We start from the raw sequence: 20,550 nt of genomic DNA, 5'->3' as shown, positions 1-20,550 counted from the left end.
GAGGCGGAGGCGCCACAACCGGCGGCGGGGGAGGCGGCGGCGGCGGCGGGGGAGGCGGCGGCGGAGCCGCTTCTTCGCCGAACGACCAACGCAGGCCAACGGTCAGGGTTTGATCGCTGAACTTACCCGAGAAGGTGCCAGGCTGTTGCCAGCCAGCGGTCGTCGCAGCAGCCGAAAGCGGCGCGATGCCACCGTTGAAGGTCGCCTTGCCAGCGTCCAGATAACGGTAGGTGACGTCGAGGCTCAGACGATCCGACAGTTCCCAGGCCATACCGGCCAGCAGTTGGTAAGCCGGGACCGTGTCCTTGCCAACCATGCTCAGATCGGCAACGCCATCACGAGGGCTGGTCGACAGTTGGCCGAGCATCTTCGCCTTCACGCTGTCGAGACCGACGCCCGCACCGATGAACGGATGGAAGGTCGATTCCGGCAGGATGTCATAGTACAGGTTGACCATGAGCGTCGTTTGTTCGAACGAACCCTTGGGGGAGCCGCAAGCATCGCCAGCGGCGCGGATTACGCCGGTGGTGCAGATGCCGCTGTCGACCAGAGCGGTCGAACCCGGATAGGTGCGCGGGAAGCCGCGAGCGCTGCTGATGTCACCCGGGCGGTAGCCGCCTTCGAGTTCCACACGCCAGTTCGGGCTGTAACGGTAGCCGAGACGGGCAAAACCAGCCCAGTCGTCATCCGTGGAGACATTGTAAACGTAAGGACCGCCGTCCGGCATGTTGCCTGACGAACGTGCCTTGTAATCCGACTTCCAGTTATAACCGAGGTCAAGCGCCCCGTACCAACCCGTAGGTTGTTCTGCAGCAGCGGCACCCGCTACCGCCATCGCGGCGAGAGCAGCGCCCGCCAACAATTTGAGTTTCATGTTATTGCCCTCTCATGGCCATCCAACGAACAGCCGATCATCTCGGCTGAAACCTTAGTACTCAGCTTCATAACTTTCCGAACTCGTTTTGCATAGCACCCAAATGCGTATTTGAGCGAATTATGCGCTTTTATAGCGCCTTTCAGGATAACTGACACCTGAAAGACACGCTTAGCCGGAATAAAGCCGTACCTGCCGTATATAGGTCAAACATCACCGTTAAAAAGCTATAGCACCAGGGGGGTGCATTATAAAAATTCCATAAACGTCGGAAAAACACTTGCGGTTTGCCTTCGCTTTCAGTAGAGACACGCCCTCTGATCGACCCCGGCGGCGTAAGCTGTCCAGAATCAGTCACAAAAATTCTTTATAAAATAAGGACTTTGTGCGGTTCCCCCTTTGAATACGGAGAGGTGGCAGAGTGGTCGAATGTACCGCACTCGAAATGCGGCGTGGGTGCAAGCCCACCGTGGGTTCGAATCCCACCCTCTCCGCCATTCATCTTGAATCTTTGATAAGTTAGCAAACTTTTCAAAGATTTGCGGCGTTTTAATCTGCGCAACATCACATAACGCCGCGTTTTAAAAAATAAGCATATAATACCACTTTTGTTGCGTTCGCAATGCGCCGCAATATGCGTGGTAGGCCTCGTATCGTGGTCGCCTCAAAATAGCTGCCCTGTAATCAGATTTCGCCAAAAATCGCATCTGCGACATGTGCGCGCTAATATCGACCTTTGACGGCGCTACAGATGTAGCTTAAGGGCCAACTGAACTTGGGTCTGCGCTTGCTTCGACAGCAAATCGTGCGTCATCCGCGCCGGACGGTCGCTTACGACATGCAAGGCCTCAAGGCCGCAATCCATATGGTCGCTCAACGGTCTCATCCAGGCAAACGTGGCGCTATAGCCGGTTTCACTATTGTCATCGACCGCGCGCCGGGAATAATCCCTTACGCCGAACCAATCGAAGCGTGCGCTTAATCGGCCGCCGCTTGTCAGTCGTCGCGACCACAACATATAGGCCGACTCGAAGTCCACATCGACCACGTGGCGCCCCTGCCCGACTGGCCAGCCCGTCGCGGTATGGCCGGCCATGTATTGCGTCAGAAGTTCATCTTGCGCATTAAGCCGGTAAGCTGCCCCAACGTTATAAAAGCGCGTCGCCCATCCCCATTGACGGTTGCGCAGGGCCATGGGATCGCCTTGATTGTCATAGACCTCGATGTTGATGGCGAAGGGCGCCGGCGGGCGCCAATCGATGCGCGCATAATAGCCAAGACGCCCGTCAACCTCGACCATCGGCCGGCTTTGCGCGGCCTGATTCGTCTTGAACAATTGATACCAGCCCTGCTTTTGGCCATCCGGCAGGGGCAGGCCCGTATTGTCGGCGGACGATATGTCGTGAAGGCTCCAGCCACGCCAGCTGAGAATCGTCCCCGCCGTATCGTCGCGTGTAAAGCCACCAAGCGTCAGCCCCACACCCTGTCCCCAGATATTGGCCTGGCCACTGATTTCGACGCCGCGCACCAGCACTTCCTCGCCGATCCAGCTGTTGATAGCTGAGGGCGTCAGGGTGCGCGGGACGGTCCAGCCTGTGCCGTCATGCTCCATGGATATCGGCGGAAACATTTGGCCGGCACGCAGGCTGTAGCGAAAATCCGAGCGTGGAACCGGCCGCCACTGGACATAGGCTTCTTCCACGCCAACCGGCACAGCCGCATCCGAAACGCCTTGAAGCAGGGCGTAGCCCGACACGGTGTCGGTCAGTTGCGGCTTCCACAAAACAGCCACCTGAGCAATGTCCGCCGCAGCTTCCCCACCATGACGTAGCTTGCCAAATCCACCATCGAGCCAGCCTCTCTCTCCGTCGGCATATGCCAGACGCAGGTCGGCCCATGCCGTATAGGTTGCCGGATCGAACAGCTGCGTCTCAGCCCGGGCCGACGCCGACGCGGCCACCATGCCCACCAGAAGGAGCACCAGTCCGCCTCGCCTATATCCCGGCCATGCCGCCATTTTTCAGGAAGCGGCCTTTCGATTGCGATAGGTTGGCATCTTTGTCTTGGCCTCGCCGACACCTATGAAGTCGTTGAGGAACAGCACCAGTTCGCCGAAGGGCATGGGCTTGGCGATTCCATAGCCCTGCGCGATATCGCAGCCCATGGATTGCAGCAGGGTGAACGACGCAGCGGTTTCCACGCCTTCTGCCGTCACCTTCATACCCAGACCGTGAGCCAGATCGATTGTGGAACGTACCAGCAAGGCATCCCGCTGACCGCTCTCGATTTCCATAATGAACGACCGGTCGATCTTCAACTCATTGGCCGGAATCTGCTTGAGATAGGCCAGCGACGACAGGCCCGTGCCGAAATCGTCAATCGATATTTCCAGCCCGCGGCTACGGAAGGTATTGATGGCTTCCAGGCCGATCTTCGGATCTTCGATAACCGCCGTTTCGGTGATTTCCAGGCAGATCTGGCCGACCGCCTGATCGCACAGGCTGAGCGCCATGGCGTTATAGGCTTCGTCCGACAGCAGTCGGCCGGAATAGTTAATGCTGATATCGAGATCGAACCCGGCCGACTTCAGCCGTCCCTGGTCCGCCAGACAGGTTTGCAGCACCTGTGTGGTCAGGTCGCGGATGGCACCGGTTTCCTCGGCAATGGCGACAAAGCGTTGCGGCGAAACGAACCCTCGCTCCGGGTGGTTCCACCGCACCAGGGCCTCGACGGCGGTAACGCGACCTTCGCGATAGCTGAATTTCGGCTGGTACCAGACCTGCAACGCCTTGCTCGCCAGGGCGGCATACAACTGGTCGGTCAACAGCAGCGTGTCAGCCAGTTCGGAATATGTGCGCGGATCAAAAAGGGCGATCTTGGCCTTGCCCGCACGCGCCTGATCCAGCGCGATCAGGGCGCGCTCGATCATTTCATCCGGCGCCGGACGGGAATTGACGATATGGTAGACACCCAGAGATACCATGACGTCCAGGCTCTGATCGTCCGTCACCTTGATACGTTTATCGAGACGCGCGGCGATGGCACGAGCCAGGGGCAGGGCCTGGGCGGCTTCGCATGGGGACAGGCACAGGCCCAGCGTATCGGCCGACAGACGAGCAATATAGGCATTGGAGAAGATGCGGGCCAGAATATCCTGAAGGCGCGACACCAGGGTATGGGCATAGGACACGCCCCACACGGCGCGGATGTGCGTATAGCGGTCGATCCCGATACAGACCACAACGACGCCGTTTTCCGTGCCCTTGTCGCGCACATTGGCGATATGGTCCTCGAACGCGGAGCGATTGGGCAGGTCGGTCGCCACGTCTGTTTTGGCCAGTCGCGTAATGTCGCGCTCACGATCTTCGATCGACACGGCCATGTCGTTGAACGCAGAGGCCAGGTCGGCCATTTCATCATGCGTGGTGATCTTGACCTGGCCCGGACGGCCATCGCGCAAGGCGAACGCCGCATCTTTCAAAGCCAGGATCGGCCGCGTCAAACTCCGCGCCAGATATAGCGAGCACATCACCACGCACATCAAACCGAACAGACCGATGCCCAGGAGCACGGTCAGCAGGGGCTGATAGGATTTCAAGGCGGCGTTCAACGGATAACTCAGCAACAGAACGCTTTTCTGATGGCCGTCGAGATTGGGCAATGAGGTCGCCACAGCAATCATGGTGCCGTGGCCACTCTTGATCATGCTGGCCGCGTTGGTGTGAAGGCTCTGGTCGATGAAGAAGCTCAGGGTAGAGGGCTTATAATCATTGACCTGCTCCTGCGGCCCAAGCCAAAGGCCGCCACGTGCCTGCGTCAGGATTGATGCCTTGATCGGGATGGACGACAGGCCCTGCAGATTCTGCATTTCTGCGTCATCCAGCCGTTGCGCGAAGACAACCCAGCCCTGACGGTCGGGCGCCATGACCGGCGCGGCCACGGCCTGATAAGGGTGGCTATCGACAGCGACGATGCCGTTGATGGCGTTGAATTCATTCTTGGCCGCCAAAGCACCAGCCAGCGCCCGCCCCAGGTCGCCTTTTTCGCCCACAACAGGCTGGCCGTCAGGCCCGATAATCAAACCCGTTTCAATATTCAGGCGCGATTGCAGATTGGTGAATGCCGATTCGACCGTTGCCGTGTCCTTGGTCGCCAGGGCGGATTTGAAGCCGAAATCCCGCGACAGCAACACCGCGTTGGTCTGGAGCGAGTCCGACTTCAGCGTCCAGATACGGTTGAACACGCTGGCCGATGCCTGAAGCTCCTTCTGGACGGAACTGCGGGCATAGGATACCACCGCCATGTAGCAGGCAAGCGCGATCATCAGCAGGGCTACCGAGAAAAGCCCGCCGAACATCACAGATAACTTGGTGCTCAGGCGTTTGAAGATCATGACGGTTCCAGTGACGCTTCCTCAGTACTGACCGGCGGTTGGCGCCGGAAGATGCACCTTGACGCTAAAGGCCTGGCTGCCCGACGTCTTGGCTATAGATCGTGCGATCTGATGGTCGGGCGCGTCCATATTGGGGTGCCAGACGGCCAGGCTTCCGGCTGTGTCTGGTAGTTTCAGCATGACGCGGCCAGCGCCATCGGTCGTGGCATAATAAGGGGTGGAGACGACACGAATATAGGCCGCCATCGAATCGTGGATATTGCAGCCGAGCGCCACCGTGCCTGGCTGCGTAAAGGTCATGGAGCGGCTCTTACCCTTGCCGTAGAGCGGAAACTGAAACTTGGCGATCGGCGAAAATGAATAGACGTGATGGTTCACACGGTCTTCGTTCGGAAACGCCACGGTGGTGCCCGCCGGCACCGCCAGAACATAGGGCACGAACTGGACATTCTTCTGCGCCATGACGAACGCCTTGCTCTTTTCCGCCGCCGGCATTGAGGCACCGCTATCGGGTGTAAAGGTCACCACCGCATTTGGCACCGGCTTTCCTGCCGTATCGGTCACAATGGTCGCCAGATCGCCAGCAGCCGCAGAAGTCGCGGTGAGAAGAAGTGAAAAGATGAGCAGCGATGGTTTCATACGCTCTGCATATCACAACAGTTATAAAACTCAGTTAAACCGAAAATTCGCGCATTTTATTTCTGAAATACATCCTTAAGAGCGCATTCAATCGTTAAGAACAGCTTATCCTGACACAGTTTGGCCAAGGTCATGCCAGTATCGCCGCAAAGGAGATGGCCCCCGATGAGCATATTGAGAGTAAATGAATTCAAAGCCCTGCCTGGCAGGTTCGAGGATTTGGTGAAAGCCTTCGAGGCGGTCGTGCGTCAAATTCGCACAGTAGACGGCTGCGAACGCTGCGAATTACTTCTGAAGATCGCCGATGGGCTGGATGCTGATGACACGCTGATCGTTCTGGAGGTGTGGACCAGCATCTCGGCACATAAACAGGCGGCTTCGGCGGTCGATCCCAACGACTTCAATCGCATCATGGCATTGTTAAGCACCCGCCCGGTCGGCCAGTATTACGAGGCCGTCGCCGAATAGGCTTTTCAGCCGGGACCATGGCCCTTATAGGAAGGCTGTTCCGACCTTGAGAGACTTCCATGGCCAATTTCGCCAGCGACAACACCGCCCCCGTTCACCCGAAGGTTTTGCAGGCGCTGAACGATGTCAATGCCGGTAACGCGCCCGCCTATGGCAATGACGTGGTTACAGAACAGCTGCAACAGACCTTTCGGACTGTGTTCAAGGCGCCCGACGCCCGCGTATTTCCGGTCTTCAATGGATCGGCCTGCAATGGACTGGCTCTGGCGCGGATGATCCGTCCCTACGAATCCATCCTGTGTCACCAGCAGGCGCACATCAATAACGACGAATGCGGCCTGCCTGAATTTTTCACGGGCGGCAAGATCGTGGGACTGTCAGGTGATCACGCCAAGCTCAGTGTCGCCAGCATCGGCAGCCTGGTCGAACAAACGCTGGAACACGCGCCGCACACCTCCCGCCCCCGGGTCATCAGCCTGACGCAATCCACCGAACTGGGCACCGTCTATTCACTCAGTGAACTTGCCGACCTCTCGGCCTTCGCGCGGGCACATGGCCTCTACATCCATATGGACGGGGCACGAATTGCCAACGCCGTAGCGTCGCTGAATTGCGATCCGGCCAAGGTGGTGGCGGGGGTGGACATCCTGTCCTTTGGCGGCACCAAGAATGGCGCCATGCTGGCCGAAGCCGCCGTCATCCTCAATCCGGCGCTGGCCGAAGATTTTGCCTATGTCCATAAGCGCGCCGGTCAGTTGCCGTCCAAGGCACGCTATGTTTCGGCACAGTTGCAGGCCCTGCTCGACGACGATTTGTGGATCACGCTCGGCCGCCACGCCAATGCCATGGCCATGGCATTGCGGGACGGACTGATCGACCGCGCGGGGGTTGGCCTGCTGCATCCGGTCGAAGCCAATGAACTGTTCGTCACCCTGCCCAAGGTCACCGCCGATCGGCTGTTCGCCCGAGGTCACCGCTTCTATCCCTGGCCGAACGCCGGGGCGGACGCCTATCGCCTGGTTACCAGCTTCGCCACCACCGACGATGAGGTGGCGGCTTTTCTCGCGGATTGCTGATGTCCAAAACCACACCCGGCACATTGCTGCTGTCCAAGGCGGGTATCGCCTTCGACCTTCATCCCTATGATTACGATCCGGACGCGCCGCGCGTCGGCTTGCAGGCGGCCGAGGCCCTGGGCATCGATGCGTCGCAAACCTTAAAGACCTTGATGGCGGAAGTCGATGGCAAGCCGGTCTGTGTCGTCGTGCCGTCGGATTGCGAGGTCAGCATGAAGAAGATGGCCGCGGCCTTTCACGGAAAGTCCGGCCAGATGATGAAGGTGCCCGACGCCGAACGCCTGACCGGTTACAAGGTCGGCGGCATTTCGCCCTTCGGCCAGCGCAAATCCACGCCCACGGTGATTGACGAAACGGCCCAGCTTTACGATGTCGTCTATATCAATGCCGGACAACGCGGGCTTTTGCTCAGCATTGCGCCGGACGACGCGGCCCGGTTTCTCAGCGCACCGTTCGCGGACCTGACAGCCTAGAGCATTCGTCGGCTCAGTTGAGCCGCCTCATGGCTGTCATTTTTTGTAACGCCTCATGTTTTCCGAAAAATGGGGTCCACTTTTCGGCATGAGGCTCTAGCTGCCGCCGAACCAGTTGTAACCGAGATCTTCCCAGTATCCGCCGGGATAGACATTGGTGACGAAGATTTCGACGATGTGCTTGGGGTTCTTATAGCCCAGCTTCGTCGGCATGCGCAGCTTCATGGGAAAGCCATATTTCGCCGGCAGTAACTGACCGTCGAAAGTGAAGGCCAGAAGCGTCTGGCTATGCAGGGCGGTCGGCATGTCGATCGATGTGAAATAACCGTCTGCGCATTTGAAGCCGACATATTTGCAGGTCGTATCGGCCCCTACCCGCTTGAGGAACTCGGAAAACACCACCCCGCCCCAGCGGCCAATGGCGCTCCAGCCCTCGACGCAAATGTGACGAGTGATCTGCTCGGTATAGGGCAAGGCGTGAAGATGTTGCAGGTCCCACGGCCGGCGGTCGGCAATCTTTCCCGACAGCTCCAGCCGGAATTTTTCACCATCGACGACCGGGGCCTTGTCGACGCTGTAAAAGGCGTTGAACGGAAACGGATGCTTGATATCGGCCTCGGTATAGGTCGGCGCCAGGGCGTTGGGGTTGAAGATCACCCTTTGCGCGCCATCGTTGAACCGCGACAGGGCCTTGAGGATTTCGTTGACCGATCCGTAGTGGTTGAGCGCTATGCCGGTCGCCAGCGACAGACCGCCCAGGGTCAGGACATTGCCGAGCAGGCGCCGCTTGGCCGGGTCCTTCAGCAGGTGGTTGGCTTCCTTGAGGATCGCCTCTTCGTCGTTCTTGATATCTGGCGTCATGTCAGCGGCCCCACAGCATGGCTTTGATCGTCTTCGGCACCAGTACGGCCATGACGACATGGATGACAATAAAGGCGACAATGCCGCACATGGCGTAGAAATGGATATAGCGGGCCGCTTCGTAACCGCCCAGCAGGACCCGCAGCCAGCCGAACTGCACCGACTTCCACAGCACAAGGCCCGACGCGATAAGCACCACCAGGTCGATCATGGCGAACAGATAGGCCAGCTTCTGAATGGTATTGTATTGGCGAATATCGGCGTGGCTAAGCCGGCCCCTGAGGAAGGCCTTGATGTCCGCCAACAGGCCCGATGGCGTCACCGGCAGGAACTGCTTTCCACGCCGGGTGAGCAGAAACAAAAGGATATAGAATACGGCGCTGGCGAACAGGACCCATATGGCGGCGAAATGCCATTGGATCGCGCCGCCCAGCCAGCCGCCGATCGTCCATTTGTTGGGGAACAGGGCTTCGCCGGTAAACGGTACACGCAGATGCATGAACCGCGTGGCGTTATAGATGCGCCAGCCACTTAGGATCAACACGATCACGGCCGCCGCATTCGCCCAGTGAATCAGCCGCAGCCACAAGGGGTGGATACTGCTTTTGTCCCCATTTTCACTCATGCCTTGCCTCCGTCTGTCGACCTTAACATCAATACGCTCCGAAACCCAGTTTGGTGACATAGCTGCGGAAATATTGACTTTCGCCTGCGCCCATGTTGACGTTGACGGAAAGAAAAGGAGCGTATGCATGGCCGATCCCAATCGTTTCAAGATGATCAACTGGTATCCGCCGATGATTGGCGCCGGCATCCGGGTCATAGACACCACCGCCGACTTTACGTCGATCACCGTCGAAATGAAGCTGCGCTGGTGGAACCGCAATATCGTGGGCACGCAATTCGGCGGTTCGCTCTACATGATGTGCGACCCGTTCTTTATGGCGATTTTGATGATGAATCTGGGCAAGGACTACATTGTCTGGGACAAGGCCGCGTCGATCCAGTTCCTTAAGCCCGGCCGCCGGCATGTCCGCGCCGTGTTTCACATTCCCCAGGATGAGATAGCCCGCATCAAGGCTCAGGCCGACAACAACGGCAAGTGCGAACCGGAGTTTGATGTCGATGTCCTTGACACCGAAGGCACCCGCATCGCGCGGGTGCATAAGGTTCTTTACGTCCGCAGGAAGCCAGACAAGGCCTAAGCCTTGGCTGCGGCTTCCGCCTGCTTCTTCTTGGCCGCCAGCATTTTGTCGACCTGCGCCTGGGCGAGCGCCTTGCGTTGCTCGGCCAGTTCGTTCGGCGTCAGCAGGCGATGTTTGGCTTTGTTCATTTCGGTATCTTTCTTAAATTAAGGCAGAAGCATACCACGCTGCACCGCCTCACGGCGACCGACTTCTTCCAGCCAGCTCTTAATAAAGGGCCGTGCCTGGATTAGAGGCTCTATATGATCCTTAACGCGCACACGATATTGCGCAAGCCAGGGATAGATGGCCATGTCGGCGATGGAATAGGCGTCTCCGCCGACATGCGGCGATTCGGACAGACGCTTTTCCAGCACATTGAATAGACGCTCCGTTTCCTTGAGGTAGCGCTCAACACCCAATGGCGTTGGTTCCGGCGCCGACAAGGCCCACCAGCCCAGTTGCCCCATCATCGGCCCCAAGCCGCCCATCTGCCACATCAGCCATTGAATGACGGTATAGCGTTCATGGGGAATAGTGGGCAGGAAGCGGCCGAAGCGTTCGGCCAGATAGATCAGTATGGCGCCTGATTCGAACAGGCTGAGCGGACCGCCATCGGCACCTTCATCAACAATGGCCGGTATCTTGTTATTGGGCGCTATTGCCAGAAATTCCGGCGCGAACTGCGCGTTCTTGCTGATATCCACCGGATGCAGAACGTAGGGCACGCCCAGTTCCTCCAGCATGATGGAAATCTTGCGGCCGTTGGGCGTGCCCCATGTGTGCAGGTGAATCATGGCGTGTCCTCTCATGTGATCGCTTGACCCTAGATAGGCCTTACCCGTCGCCATGCAAGTCAGGACGGCGTGAAGACCATCAGCCAGAAGATCACCACGACGGCGGGAAAGGCCAATGACCCCAGGATAAGCCACCAGCGATTCAGCACCCAGTAGATTTTCGGCAGGGGCGCGCCACTGGCCAAGGCTTCGGCAGCCAGGCGCTTCATGCGGATCTGCATCCACACGACCGGCACCCAGCAAGCGCCGGCAAACACATAGAGCCCCATTGCCGCCACAAGCCACGGCGCGGTTAGCGGATATCCGGCCATATGAACCAGGGCCAGGCCGGTCAGGGGCTGGATAATCACCGCCGGCGTCGTAAAGCACCAGTCGGCCATCACCACCGTTCGCGTGGCGAAGACGATGGCGCGCAGGTCGCGGGAAAAATTGGCCATCAGCATGAAAAAGGCTGTGCCTACACCCGTGCCGAACAGGACGGTCGATGACAGAATATGCAGCCATTTGACGCACAGATACAGCATGTCCGGCCGCCCCTTTCGTGATACCCTTTGCCCCAATGGACACTATAGACGCCACGCCTTCACCGCAACCGCAACGCAACATCTGGCTCGTCTATGATGGAGATTGTCCCTTTTGTTCCGCCGCGGCGAATGTCGTCCAGGTCAGGCGCGCCGTCGGCGACCTGCATATCTTAAATGCCCGCGACGCATTCGGACAGCCTTTGATGGCGGAGATCGCCGCCGCCAAGCTGGACTTGAATCAAGGCGTCGTGGTGAAATTCGAGAACCGGCTTTATCACGGGCCCGACGCGATCCACCTGCTGGCCATGATCGGTTCCGGCAATGACTGGCTGAACCGGCTGAACGTCAGTCTGTTTCGCAACAGGACGACGGCCGTCCTGGCCTACCCTGTCCTGAAATCGCTCCGCAACCTGGCTCTGGCCTTAGGCGGGAAGCGGCCCATATGACCGATGCCAACCCGACATTCGCCGCCGTCTTCGCCGACCAATGGGACAGATTGCCGCCGGCTATGAAGCTGCACTACGCCAACCGTCCGTTCTCGAACGATCGTGTCACGGTGGCGGGGACACTGACGATAGAAATGGGGGCGATGATGCGCCTCTTGGCCCCGCTGATGGCTGCGCTGGGACTTTTCACGCCACGGGACGGCAAGGATATTCCGTGCACGGTGCATTTTCTCAGCGAGCCCGGATCGAACGCCTTCATCTTCGAACGCTGGTTTCACTTCCCCGGCCGAGCGCCCTACAAATTCCGCTCCCGGCTGGTGCCGCAGGAAAACCGTGAGGTTATCGAATATATGGCGAGCGGCGTCGGATGGCGCTGCGTCTATGAATATGACGCGGATACAGTGCGCCTACTGCACCGCGGCTATGTCTGGCGTTTGTTCGGCCGCGATATTCCCCTGTCCGGACTGGGTACATTTTTGATGGGGCGTGGCGACGCCCTTGAGCAGGCAACCGGAGCGGCCAGCTTCCGTATGCGCATGACATTGTCCGGCGGGCTGTTCGGCCGGGCCATGGCTTACAGCTATGCGGGCGACTTCACTGTTAGCGAAATGGCCCTAATCGACACGGCCCTGAACGACATGGTTCTGACCGATGCGTGACATCCTTATTCTCGGCGGATATGGCAATTTCGGCAAGCGCATCGCCACAGCCCTTGACCGTCACGGCCTGCCCGTCCTGATCGCCGGCCGCGACCGGCATAAGGCCGAAGCCCTGTGCCGTGAGCTGCCCCATGCGCGTCCGCTCGCCGTCGATATCGACGAAAACCTGGTGGAGGTTCTGGCCGCTGAACGGCCTTCGGTTGTCATCCACACCTGCGGTCCGTTTCAAGGCGCCGACTACGGCGTGGCGCGCGCCTGCATCGCCGCCGGGGCGCACTATATCGATCTGGCCGACGGCCGCGATTTCGTCCGCGATTTCGGCCAGTTGGATGCCGAGGCCCGTGCCGCGGGCATAACGGCGATAAGCGGCGCCAGCACCGTGCCCGGTTTGTCGTCGGCTGTGCTCGATCATTTCAGGCAGCAATTCGCCCGCATCGATGAGATGGATTTCGGCATATCCCCCGGTCAGAAGGCGGAACGCGGCCTGGCGACCACCCGCGCCATACTGAGCTATGTCGGCAAACCCTTGCGTCCCTTCGCCGGCCACCCGCGCGCCTATGGCTGGCAGGACGCGCACCGCCAAACCTATCCCGTCATGGGCCGGCGTTGGCTCAGCACCTGTGATATTCCCGATCTCGATCTGTTGCCACCGGTCTACGGCCTGAAATCGATCCGCTTCGGCGCGGGCCTGGAACTGGGCTTTATGCATCTAGGCCTGGGGCTGATGTCCGTCCTGGTGCGCGCAGGCCTTCCGATCGATCTGCCGCGTTTCGCCAAGCCCCTGCTGGCGGTGAGCGACGCGTTCAATATCATGGGCAGCGACATCGGCGGCATGCATGTCATCCTCAGGGGCGTAGGCCTGGACGGCGCACCGCTGACGCGCCGCTGGTTCATTGTCGCCAAATCGGGAGACGGTCCGCAAATCCCGTGCGTACCCGCAATTCTTCTGGCCCGGCGTTTATACGAAAACGGCCCCGGCATATCTGCCGGAGCCTTTCCGTGCGTCGGTCTGATCACGCTTGAAGACTACCTAAACGAACTCAGGCGCTTCGATATCAGCGTGCATCAGCCGCCGAGATAATCTGGCTTGCCAAGCGGAACGCCGGAATGGCGCAGGATGGCGTAGGCCGTGGTGTAGTGGAAAAAGAAATTGGGCAGACCGAAACCGGTCAGGTAGGCCAGGCCGGTAAATTCCATGGTCCGTTGCGGGAACTTCAGCACCAGTTCACGCGTCTCCGACCCCGAGAAACCGGCTTCCGGAACCGATTTGACGAAATCGATGGTCTTTTGCAGGCGTTCATGCAATTCCGCGAAGGTCTTTTCGTCGTCGGCATAGCTCGGGTTTTCGACATTGCCGAGGCGCGCAGCGATACCCTTGGCATTGTCGCTGACCAACTGGATCTGCTTCGAGAAGGGCAGCATATCGAGCGCCAGGCGGGCATTGAGCACCGTTTCTTCCTTGACGTTCTTTTCGCCGGCCCAGGCCTCGGCCTTGCCCAGGATGGTCTTCAGATTGGTCAGCGCGCGCAGCACGATAGGCACGCTGGCCTGATACATGTTGATGGCCTCATTCGCGGTTTCGGGCATCAGATCCTCTTTCGGTTAGGTGAGACCCCGCATATGGGGAGCGGCCCGCTACTTGGAAGACCTGTTCTGCCTGATATATTCCAGCTCGCCTTCGGCGATCTCATTGCCCGGTTCCGCAACCAGCGAGTCGCTGTAGGCTTTTTCCGCTTCGTCCCAGCGATGCAGTTCGACCAGCACATAACCACGTTTGCGCAGCGCGCCAGCCTTCAACACATCCGGCAGGTCAGCGTTACGCGCCATGTAGGCGTCGAGTTGCGTCAGCGCCTCTTCGCTACGCCCAAGTTCGGCCAGGGTCAGGGTGTCTTCCATGATCAGGGCGTGATTGTCCGGATCGTTTTTCAGGCCCTTGACATAGACCTCATGCGCCGCCGCGAAATCTTGGTTTTCATAATCGGTCCAGCCTATGATGAAGGCCAGAAGAGGGTACGGCAATGGCGGCCGCTGCTCGACCTTGCTGCCTTTCAATGGCGACTGCGGTGACATCAGGTAGGCGGACAGGGCCAGGAACTTCGTGACATCCTCGGTATAGACAACGACCGTATCGCCGCATTTTTCCGTCGCCGCCGGCACGTCCGGCGCATGAGCCAGTGCCGCCTTCAGGGCTGGCATCATCTCATTGAGCTTTGCGATATCGTGTGCCTCGATCAGGTCGAGGGCTTTGGACGCCAACGCCTGATCGGCGTTTTCCTGCGCCGCATCGTGCGTACGGCAGTCGACGATATGAAATCCGCCTAACAGATCGGCTGGCGCGGCCTGAGCCGTCCCACCGCTCCCTATGCCCGGGACCGCAACGGCCAACGCCCCGAACAATGCCCCCAACACCGGCACGAAAACGTGTTTCGAAATCATAGTCATCCCCCTGTAATATTCCGCCGCCTTAGTATAGGCCGATATAGACCACAGTTTCGCACCCTCGGCAATCGGCGCGGGATGCCGTGCCAAAGGCACACAAGCCCGGAGAAAATTGTAACGCCCCTCTTGAAAGGGCAAACAGTAACTATTATTGTTACGCTTCCAATTTACGACTCACTCTAACGGGAGACCTCCCCATGTTGTTCAAGTCCTTCGTATCCGCTTCGGCGGTCGCTCTGGCGCTGTTCGCCTCGGCACCGTCCTTCGCCGCCGATGTTTACAAGCTGGAGCCCACCCATACGTCGGTGACGTTCCAATGGACGCACTTCGGCTTCTCGCATCCGTCCGGCAAGTTCATGAACGCCGTCGGTCAGGTCACGCTTGACGAAGCCAACCCGGCCAAGAGCTCGGTCGAGGTTTCCTTCGCCATCGATGGCATGAACACCGGCGTCCCGGCGCTCGACACCCACCTGAAGGGTCCGGAATTCTTCGACGCCGCGAAGTATCCGACCGCCACCTTCAAGTCGACCAAGGTCGAACCGACCGGCGCCGATACCGCCAAGGTGACCGGCGACCTGACCATCCATGGCGTGACCAAGCCCGTCACCCTGACCGTCAAGCTCAACAAGAAGGCGCCGCATCCGATGATGAAAAAGGATGACGCGGGCTTCAGCGCCACCGGCCAGATCAAGCGTTCCGATTTTGGCATCGGCGCCTATGTTCCGAACGTCTCCGACGAAATCGACCTCTTCATCGAAGCCGAATCGATCAAGCAATAAGACGCTGAATGGGGGTTCGAATGCTCAGATACGCCGCTCTGTTACTCTGCCTGTTGGCCACGCCGGCGATGGCGGGCGGCCCGCTGACATTCGAACCCGACCATACGTCGGTCACTTTTCAATATCCCCATTTCGGCCTGTCGCATCCGTCGGGTAAGATCATGGGGGCCAGCGGCACCTTGGCGCTCGATGAAAACGATCTGACAAAAAGCGCGGTTGACATCACCCTGGATATGGCAACCCTGACAACCGCCCTGCCCCCGTTCGACCAGATGCTTAAAGGCGACGACTATTTCGATGTCGTCAAATTTCCAAAGGCCAGCTTCAAAAGCACGAAGGTTGAACCCACCGGCCCGACCACTGCCAATATGACCGGCGACCTGACCATACATGGCGTGACCCAAGCGGTCGTGCTGGCCGTGGTGTTCAACAAGAAGGCCTTCAATCCGGCGCTTTTCAAGACCGGTTACGGCTTTTCCGCCACCGGCCACATCAGCCGCCGGGCGTTCGGCATGAGCAAGTTCGAACCGATCGTCGGTGACGATATCGATCTGTTCATCGAAGCCGAAGCCTATCCCTAGAGCCTCATGCCGAAAAAGTGGACCCCACTTTTCGGAAAAACATGAGGCGTTACAAAAATGAGAGCTATGAGGCAGCTCAACTCAGCCGACAAATGCTCTAAGACTCTGTTTGCGCCCCGTTTCTCCGCTTGTTCCGGTTAGCCGACCGGGCCAGATGACGCGGGAAGCGGTGCCAGAAAGTATTTCCCCAATGACCCGCGCTTCTCGCACGCCTACCGTTTATATCCCCCACGGCGGCGGCCCCTGCTTCTTCATGGAATGGAACCCCGCCGACATGTGGGACAAGATGGGCGCCTATCTGAAGCGCCTGCCGCAGGACGTCGGCGAAAAGCCTAAGGCCCTGTTGATCGTTTCCGCCCATTGGGAGGCGGCCGACTTTACCATCCAGACCAAGCCGGCGCCGGGGATGTTGTTCGACTATTACGGATTCCCGCCACATACCTATGAACTGAACTACCCGGCGCGCGGGTCAGAGGCGGTGGCGCGGCGCGTGCAGACCTTGGCCGCCGAGGCCGGGATCGCGGTGGCCAGCGACGCCGATCGCGATTTCGATCACGGCGTCTTCATTCCCATGCTGATGGCCTGGCCCGACGCCGATATTCCCACCCTGCAACTCTCCCTGAAAAAAGGTTTGAGCCCGCAAGAGCACATGGCGCTCGGCAAGGCGCTGGCGCCGTTGCGCGACGAAGGCGTCCTGATCATCGGGTCCGGCATGAGCTTCCACAGCATTCCGCGCCTGATGGGACGCGGGTCGGGCAGCGGTCCGGCATCGCACGCCTTCGACGACTGGCTGAGCGCTACGGTGGCGGGAGATGTGCAAGGGCTGACCCGGTGGGCCACAGCCCCCAACGCCCATGATTGCCATCCGCGTGAAGAACACCTGCTGCCGCTTATGGTCGTGGCGGGGGCTGGCGATGGTGACGCAGGCCGCCGCACCTATCACGAGGACAGTTTGGGACCGACGGGCATCGCCATCAGCGCCTTTCAGTTCGGTTGATTGGCCAGTTCGGTTGATTGGCGAAAACTCGCCGGTCATTGGCGGTAAAACCTACTGGCAAACTTACAGGCTCTAAGACATTAAAGTCGCACAAGATTGCGACGGCGGGTCGCAAGGCTGTAAACGGAAAGGACATCGCCATGTACGAACTGCATATCGGCAATAAGAACTATTCCTCCTGGTCGCTTCGGCCCTGGGTATTGTTGACCGCGCTCGATATTCCCTTCACAGAGCACCAGCATTATTTCCAGACCGACAACAGCGCCTTCAAGGCGTTTTCGCCGTCGGCCCTCGTGCCATGCCTGGTCGATGGCAAGACGACGATCTGGGATTCTTTGGCCATTGCCGAGCATGTCGCCGAAGATCACCCAGAAGTCTGGCCCCAACAATCGCGCGAGGCGCGCAGCTTCGCGCGATCGGCCGCCGCGGAAATGCACTCGGGCTTTTCGGCCCTGCGCAACCTGTGCTCAATGAGCGTCGGCGTACGCATCAAGATGCACGATACGCCGCCCGCCCTGATCCGCGATCTGGCGCGCGTCGACGATATCTGGCGCTACGGCCTGGCCAATTTCGGCGGTCCGTTCCTGGCCGGCGGCGCTTTTACCAATGTCGACGCCTTTTACGCACCGGTCGTTTTCCGCATCCAGACCTATGGCATAGGCTTTGATCTGAGCAAGGAAGCGCGCGCCTATGTCGATCACATGCTGGCCCAGCCCGCCATGCAAAAATGGTACGAAGGCGCTCTGGCCGAAACTGCGCGCGACGAACCGCACGAAGTCGAGATCGCCCAGTCGGGCCAGGTAATCGCCGACCATCGCGCCAAATAGCCTGTCCGCAAAAGGTGCGTAAATTCAGCTCCCGGGACGACAGAAGACTCGGGAGCCAAATCAAGTTGCACGCCTCTGGCGGTCGCGTCGGCCGGAACCGTCGAAAAGGCGTGGCCGGACAGCAGACGGGCTAATCTGCTCTGTTCGGATGATATGATCGCGAGAGGGGCACCACAATTTACCCTCGCACTTGCGAAATATTGCGCCTATATCGGCCACATGTCCCAAACCGTCGAAACCCGTAAGCCGCACTTTGTCGAATTCGTCGCCCTGATCGCCTCATTGATGGCGCTGGGCGCGCTCGGCATCGATTCCATGCTGCCCGCCCTGCCGGTCATCGGTCAGGATCTCGGCGTCACCGTGCATAATCACCTGCAATGGATCGTTTCGATCTATTTCCTCGGCATGGGCTTTGGGCAACTTTTCTTCGGCGTCATGTCCGACTGGCTGGGACGCAAACGCGTGCTGATCGGCGGCGTTATCCTGTACGTCGTGTTTGGCCTGATCGCCGCCTTCAGCCAGAATTTCACCTTCCTGCTGATATTGCGCCTGTGCCAGGGGCTGGCCGTCGCCACCACGGGCGTCGTCACGCGATCGATCATTCGCGACCTCTATTCTGGCTCGCAGATGGCCAAGGTCATGTCGATCAGCTTCGTCGTGTTTCTTCTGGTGCCGATTCTGGCGCCAAGCCTGGGCCAGGTCGTGCTGCTGGTCTGGCCGTGGCGCGCCATCTTCATCATCATGGCCGCCATGGGGACGCTTACGGCGATCTGGGCCTGGATACGTCTGCCCGAAACCATGAACCCGGCGGACCGTCATCGACCGGATATTTCCCATATCCGCCGCGTCGCCTTCTTCGTCATTACCGAGCCCAGTTCGATCTTCTATTCGTTCGCCATCACCTTCCTGATTGGCGGCCTTCTGGCCTATGTCGCCCTGATGCCGCAGATCTTTTCCGATGTCTTCCATAAGCCGCATCTGATGGCCATCATCTTCGCGGTCTGCGCCGCCACCATGGGGGCGGCATCGGCGCTGAATGCCTCGCTCGTGGTCAAGCTGGGCGTCAAGCGCATCTCGCACAGCGCGCTGACGGGCTACATCGTCGTGACCGCGATCCATCTGGCCTGGGCCGCCGCCGGCAAGGAGACCCTTGTCAGCTTCACTATATTGCAGGCTCTGACGATGGGCCTGATGTCGTTGTCGACCTCCAACTTCTCGGCCGTGGCCATGGAAAAGGTCGGCCATGTCGCCGGCACCGCTGCATCGTTGCAAGGCGTGATCACCACAGTCGGCGCCGCCGTCGTTTCCGGCCTGATCGGCCAGGGCTGGACCGGACATATCGCCTGGCTGCCCGGCGCGGCGCTCGCTTGCGGCCTCATCGCCATCAGCCTGATCGCCATTGCCGAAAAGGGCCGGCTCTACCGGAACAGCTGAACAAAAGATTCCATTTGCCAGCCACGCCGTTCCGTCATATACCTTGCATGACAAAGTAACTGGTCATGAAAGGCTAATGTGCCGCCCGCCACCGACAAGATGCCCGAAAGCCGCCGCACCCAGATGTACAAGGGCGTGCTCGAACTCGCCCTCATGCGCCTGTTGCAGGAGGGTGCGCAATACGGCCTGAAAATTCTCGACGGTCTGCGTGAGGAAGCGGGACTGGAGCTGTCGGAAGGCACGCTCTACCCGCTGCTGCACCGGCTGGAGAAGTCCGGACTGATCAAGTCGGAATGGCGCCATGAGGCCGAGGCCAGCCATCCGCGCAAATATTACGGCCTGACAGCGGCCGGCGCGACTGAACTCAAGGCGCAGGGCGATATCTGGCTGGAAATGACCGAACGGCTCAATGCCTTTCTGAAGAGGGGAAACTGATGGGTGCACAGGACGCCGCCGACATCGAAACCTGGCTGAGCTATCTCGAACAGGTGCTGGCTCCCCTGCCCGCCGCCGAGCGCGAAGATATCGTCATCGAAGCGCGGGCCCACCTGGAAGAGCGCGTAGCCGCAGGCTTGAGTGCGACCTCTGCCCTGGCCGGATTCGGCAAGGCCGAACAATATGCCCGTGCCTTTCTCGATGAACACGCCCTGACCCAGGCCCTGGACAGCCGTCGCGCGCTCACCATGGCCAGAACCCTTTTCCAGGTTGCCGGGCAAAGCCTGATCGCCACCCTGGGCCTTGTCGGATTTCTGGTATTTGGCGCCACTACCCTGGGCGCGCTTGCCTGCATCCTGCTCAAAATCGCCAGGCCGGAACTGGTGGGCCTGTGGATCGGCCCCGACATGTTCGTGCTGGGCATCGCCACCACGCGTCCCGCCGCTTCCGAAATGCTGGGCAACTGGATCTATGTGGTTCTGGCGGCGCTGGTGTTTATCGACGCCATACTGGCGCGTCTTAGCCTGGTGCTCGCGCTCAAGGGCCTGAAAGGCCGGTCTGAGCGAGAGTAATTCACAGGAGAAAATGCACCGGTCTGTTTTGAGGCTGACGGCGGATCGATACCCATGCCAAACAATACCCGCCGAAGCGTTGACGGGTGTTG

At 59.4% G+C, this 20,550-nt stretch carries 25 protein-coding genes and 1 tRNA gene; 15 read left to right on the top strand and 11 right to left on the bottom strand.

Features of this window, described 5'->3' with window-relative positions; all coding sequences use genetic code 11:
• On the bottom strand, positions 1 to 874 hold an 874-nt coding region (locus AEAC466_RS42550), incomplete at its 3' end, for an outer membrane protein (protein WP_023460121.1).
• A 407-nt stretch (positions 875 to 1,281) separates the two neighbouring features.
• Between AEAC466_RS42550 and AEAC466_RS42545 the strand changes: the two genes are divergently transcribed.
• Positions 1,282 to 1,371, top strand: a tRNA-Ser gene (locus AEAC466_RS42545).
• A gap of 248 nt (positions 1,372 to 1,619) precedes the next feature.
• On the opposite strand, the gene AEAC466_RS42540 is transcribed toward AEAC466_RS42545, so the two are convergent.
• Genes AEAC466_RS42540 through AEAC466_RS42530 form a run of 3 tightly spaced genes read right to left on the bottom strand, consistent with a single transcriptional unit; the run spans position 1,620 to position 5,906 of the window.
• On the bottom strand, positions 1,620 to 2,855 hold the full coding sequence (locus AEAC466_RS42540) for a hypothetical protein (RefSeq protein ID WP_200863999.1): 1,236 nt from the start codon (positions 2,853 to 2,855) through the stop codon (positions 1,620 to 1,622).
• A gap of 39 nt (positions 2,856 to 2,894) precedes the next feature.
• Positions 2,895 to 5,267 (bottom strand): bifunctional diguanylate cyclase/phosphodiesterase, encoded by a 2,373-nt coding sequence (locus AEAC466_RS42535; RefSeq protein ID WP_023460119.1) that lies wholly within the window; start codon positions 5,265 to 5,267, stop codon positions 2,895 to 2,897.
• A gap of 21 nt (positions 5,268 to 5,288) precedes the next feature.
• Positions 5,289 to 5,906, bottom strand: a complete 618-nt coding sequence (locus AEAC466_RS42530; protein ID WP_023460118.1) for a hypothetical protein — start codon at positions 5,904 to 5,906, stop codon at positions 5,289 to 5,291.
• Positions 5,907 to 6,071: 165 nt separating this feature from the next.
• On the opposite strand from AEAC466_RS42530, the gene AEAC466_RS42525 reads away from it, so the two are divergent.
• Genes AEAC466_RS42525 through ybaK form a run of 3 tightly spaced genes read left to right on the top strand, consistent with a single transcriptional unit; the run spans position 6,072 to position 7,923 of the window.
• Entirely contained in the window at positions 6,072 to 6,374 is a 303-nt protein-coding gene (locus AEAC466_RS42525) for an antibiotic biosynthesis monooxygenase family protein (RefSeq protein ID WP_023460117.1), read from the top strand.
• A gap of 59 nt (positions 6,375 to 6,433) precedes the next feature.
• Positions 6,434 to 7,450, top strand: coding sequence for a threonine aldolase family protein (locus AEAC466_RS42520; protein WP_023460116.1), 1,017 nt, complete (start codon positions 6,434 to 6,436; stop codon positions 7,448 to 7,450).
• Positions 7,450 to 7,923, top strand: coding sequence for a Cys-tRNA(Pro) deacylase (gene ybaK, locus AEAC466_RS42515; protein WP_023460115.1), 474 nt, complete (start codon positions 7,450 to 7,452; stop codon positions 7,921 to 7,923). Before AEAC466_RS42520 ends, ybaK begins: the two co-directional genes overlap by 1 nt.
• Positions 7,924 to 8,019: 96 nt before the next feature.
• On the opposite strand, the gene AEAC466_RS42510 is transcribed toward ybaK, so the two are convergent.
• Together AEAC466_RS42510 and AEAC466_RS42505 are read right to left on the bottom strand one after the other, a co-directional pair.
• Positions 8,020 to 8,784, bottom strand: coding sequence for a molybdopterin-dependent oxidoreductase (locus tag AEAC466_RS42510; protein ID WP_023460114.1), 765 nt, complete (start codon positions 8,782 to 8,784; stop codon positions 8,020 to 8,022).
• Position 8,785: 1 nt separating this feature from the next.
• A complete protein-coding gene (locus AEAC466_RS42505) occupies positions 8,786 to 9,409 on the bottom strand; it encodes a cytochrome b/b6 domain-containing protein (RefSeq protein ID WP_023460113.1) in 624 nt (207 codons plus the stop codon).
• Between the two features lie 127 nt (positions 9,410 to 9,536).
• On the opposite strand from AEAC466_RS42505, the gene AEAC466_RS42500 reads away from it, so the two are divergent.
• On the top strand, positions 9,537 to 9,989 hold the full coding sequence (locus AEAC466_RS42500; RefSeq protein ID WP_023460112.1) for a DUF4442 domain-containing protein: 453 nt from the start codon (positions 9,537 to 9,539) through the stop codon (positions 9,987 to 9,989).
• Here the strand turns inward: AEAC466_RS42500 and AEAC466_RS45155 are convergent.
• From AEAC466_RS45155 to AEAC466_RS42490, 3 genes are read right to left on the bottom strand one after another with little or no spacing between them, the layout of a single operon-like run.
• Entirely contained in the window at positions 9,986 to 10,117 is a 132-nt protein-coding gene (locus AEAC466_RS45155; protein ID WP_023460111.1) for a hypothetical protein, read from the bottom strand. The two genes, AEAC466_RS42500 and AEAC466_RS45155, sit on opposite strands and share 4 nt — an antisense overlap.
• An 18-nt stretch (positions 10,118 to 10,135) precedes the next feature.
• Positions 10,136 to 10,765, bottom strand: coding sequence for a glutathione S-transferase N-terminal domain-containing protein (locus AEAC466_RS42495; RefSeq protein WP_023460110.1), 630 nt, complete (start codon positions 10,763 to 10,765; stop codon positions 10,136 to 10,138).
• 59 nt (positions 10,766 to 10,824) lie between these two features.
• Positions 10,825 to 11,289, bottom strand: coding sequence for a DUF2269 family protein (locus AEAC466_RS42490; protein WP_023460109.1), 465 nt, complete (start codon positions 11,287 to 11,289; stop codon positions 10,825 to 10,827).
• 35 nt (positions 11,290 to 11,324) lie between these two features.
• Here AEAC466_RS42490 and AEAC466_RS42485 point away from each other — a divergent pair, with 35 nt between their 5' ends.
• Genes AEAC466_RS42485 through AEAC466_RS42475 form a run of 3 tightly spaced genes read left to right on the top strand, consistent with a single transcriptional unit; the run spans position 11,325 to position 13,475 of the window.
• Positions 11,325 to 11,735, top strand: coding sequence for a DCC1-like thiol-disulfide oxidoreductase family protein (locus tag AEAC466_RS42485; protein ID WP_023460108.1), 411 nt, complete (start codon positions 11,325 to 11,327; stop codon positions 11,733 to 11,735).
• The gene (locus tag AEAC466_RS42480; protein WP_023460107.1) at positions 11,732 to 12,394 is read left to right on the top strand and encodes a DUF4166 domain-containing protein; all 663 of its coding nucleotides are present in this window, start codon (positions 11,732 to 11,734) and stop codon (positions 12,392 to 12,394) included. The genes AEAC466_RS42485 and AEAC466_RS42480 overlap by 4 nt, the downstream gene beginning before the upstream one ends.
• On the top strand, positions 12,387 to 13,475 hold the full coding sequence (locus AEAC466_RS42475; RefSeq protein ID WP_023460106.1) for a saccharopine dehydrogenase family protein: 1,089 nt from the start codon (positions 12,387 to 12,389) through the stop codon (positions 13,473 to 13,475). Before AEAC466_RS42480 ends, AEAC466_RS42475 begins: the two co-directional genes overlap by 8 nt.
• Here the strand turns inward: AEAC466_RS42475 and AEAC466_RS42470 are convergent.
• Together AEAC466_RS42470 and AEAC466_RS42465 are read right to left on the bottom strand one after the other, a co-directional pair.
• Complete coding sequence (locus tag AEAC466_RS42470) at positions 13,460 to 13,981, bottom strand: DUF1993 domain-containing protein (RefSeq protein WP_023460105.1); 522 nt, start codon at positions 13,979 to 13,981, stop codon at positions 13,460 to 13,462. The genes AEAC466_RS42475 and AEAC466_RS42470 overlap by 16 nt on opposite strands.
• 48 nt (positions 13,982 to 14,029) lie before the next feature.
• Positions 14,030 to 14,830 (bottom strand): hypothetical protein, encoded by an 801-nt coding sequence (locus AEAC466_RS42465; RefSeq protein WP_023460104.1) that lies wholly within the window; start codon positions 14,828 to 14,830, stop codon positions 14,030 to 14,032.
• A 200-nt stretch (positions 14,831 to 15,030) separates the two neighbouring features.
• Between AEAC466_RS42465 and AEAC466_RS42460 the strand changes: the two genes are divergently transcribed.
• The 7 genes from AEAC466_RS42460 (at position 15,031) to AEAC466_RS42430 (ending at position 20,458) form a co-directional block, all read left to right on the top strand.
• On the top strand, positions 15,031 to 15,612 hold the full coding sequence (locus AEAC466_RS42460; protein ID WP_023460103.1) for a YceI family protein: 582 nt from the start codon (positions 15,031 to 15,033) through the stop codon (positions 15,610 to 15,612).
• 20 nt (positions 15,613 to 15,632) lie between these two features.
• A complete protein-coding gene (locus AEAC466_RS42455) occupies positions 15,633 to 16,193 on the top strand; it encodes a YceI family protein (RefSeq protein ID WP_023460102.1) in 561 nt (186 codons plus the stop codon).
• 190 nt (positions 16,194 to 16,383) lie between these two features.
• Positions 16,384 to 17,190 carry a DODA-type extradiol aromatic ring-opening family dioxygenase gene (locus AEAC466_RS42450; protein WP_023460101.1) on the top strand — a complete coding sequence of 269 codons (807 nt, stop codon included), beginning with the start codon at positions 16,384 to 16,386 and terminating at the stop codon, positions 17,188 to 17,190.
• Between the two features lie 140 nt (positions 17,191 to 17,330).
• Positions 17,331 to 18,017: a glutathione S-transferase family protein gene (locus AEAC466_RS42445; protein WP_023460100.1), complete on the top strand. Its 687-nt coding sequence runs from the start codon at positions 17,331 to 17,333 to the stop codon at positions 18,015 to 18,017.
• A 219-nt stretch (positions 18,018 to 18,236) separates the two neighbouring features.
• The gene (locus AEAC466_RS42440) at positions 18,237 to 19,451 is read left to right on the top strand and encodes a multidrug effflux MFS transporter (protein ID WP_023460099.1); all 1,215 of its coding nucleotides are present in this window, start codon (positions 18,237 to 18,239) and stop codon (positions 19,449 to 19,451) included.
• 78 nt (positions 19,452 to 19,529) lie between these two features.
• Positions 19,530 to 19,886 carry a PadR family transcriptional regulator gene (locus tag AEAC466_RS42435; protein ID WP_023460098.1) on the top strand — a complete coding sequence of 119 codons (357 nt, stop codon included), beginning with the start codon at positions 19,530 to 19,532 and terminating at the stop codon, positions 19,884 to 19,886.
• Positions 19,886 to 20,458, top strand: coding sequence for an HAAS signaling domain-containing protein (locus tag AEAC466_RS42430; RefSeq protein ID WP_023460097.1), 573 nt, complete (start codon positions 19,886 to 19,888; stop codon positions 20,456 to 20,458). The genes AEAC466_RS42435 and AEAC466_RS42430 overlap by 1 nt, the downstream gene beginning before the upstream one ends.
• Positions 20,459 to 20,550: the final 92 nt, after the last annotated feature.

Origin of the sequence: Asticcacaulis sp. AC466 (assembly GCF_000495815.1) — a bacterium.
Classification (GTDB): Bacteria; Pseudomonadota; Alphaproteobacteria; order Caulobacterales; family Caulobacteraceae; genus Asticcacaulis.
This window is presented reverse-complemented; position numbering and strand designations above follow the sequence as displayed.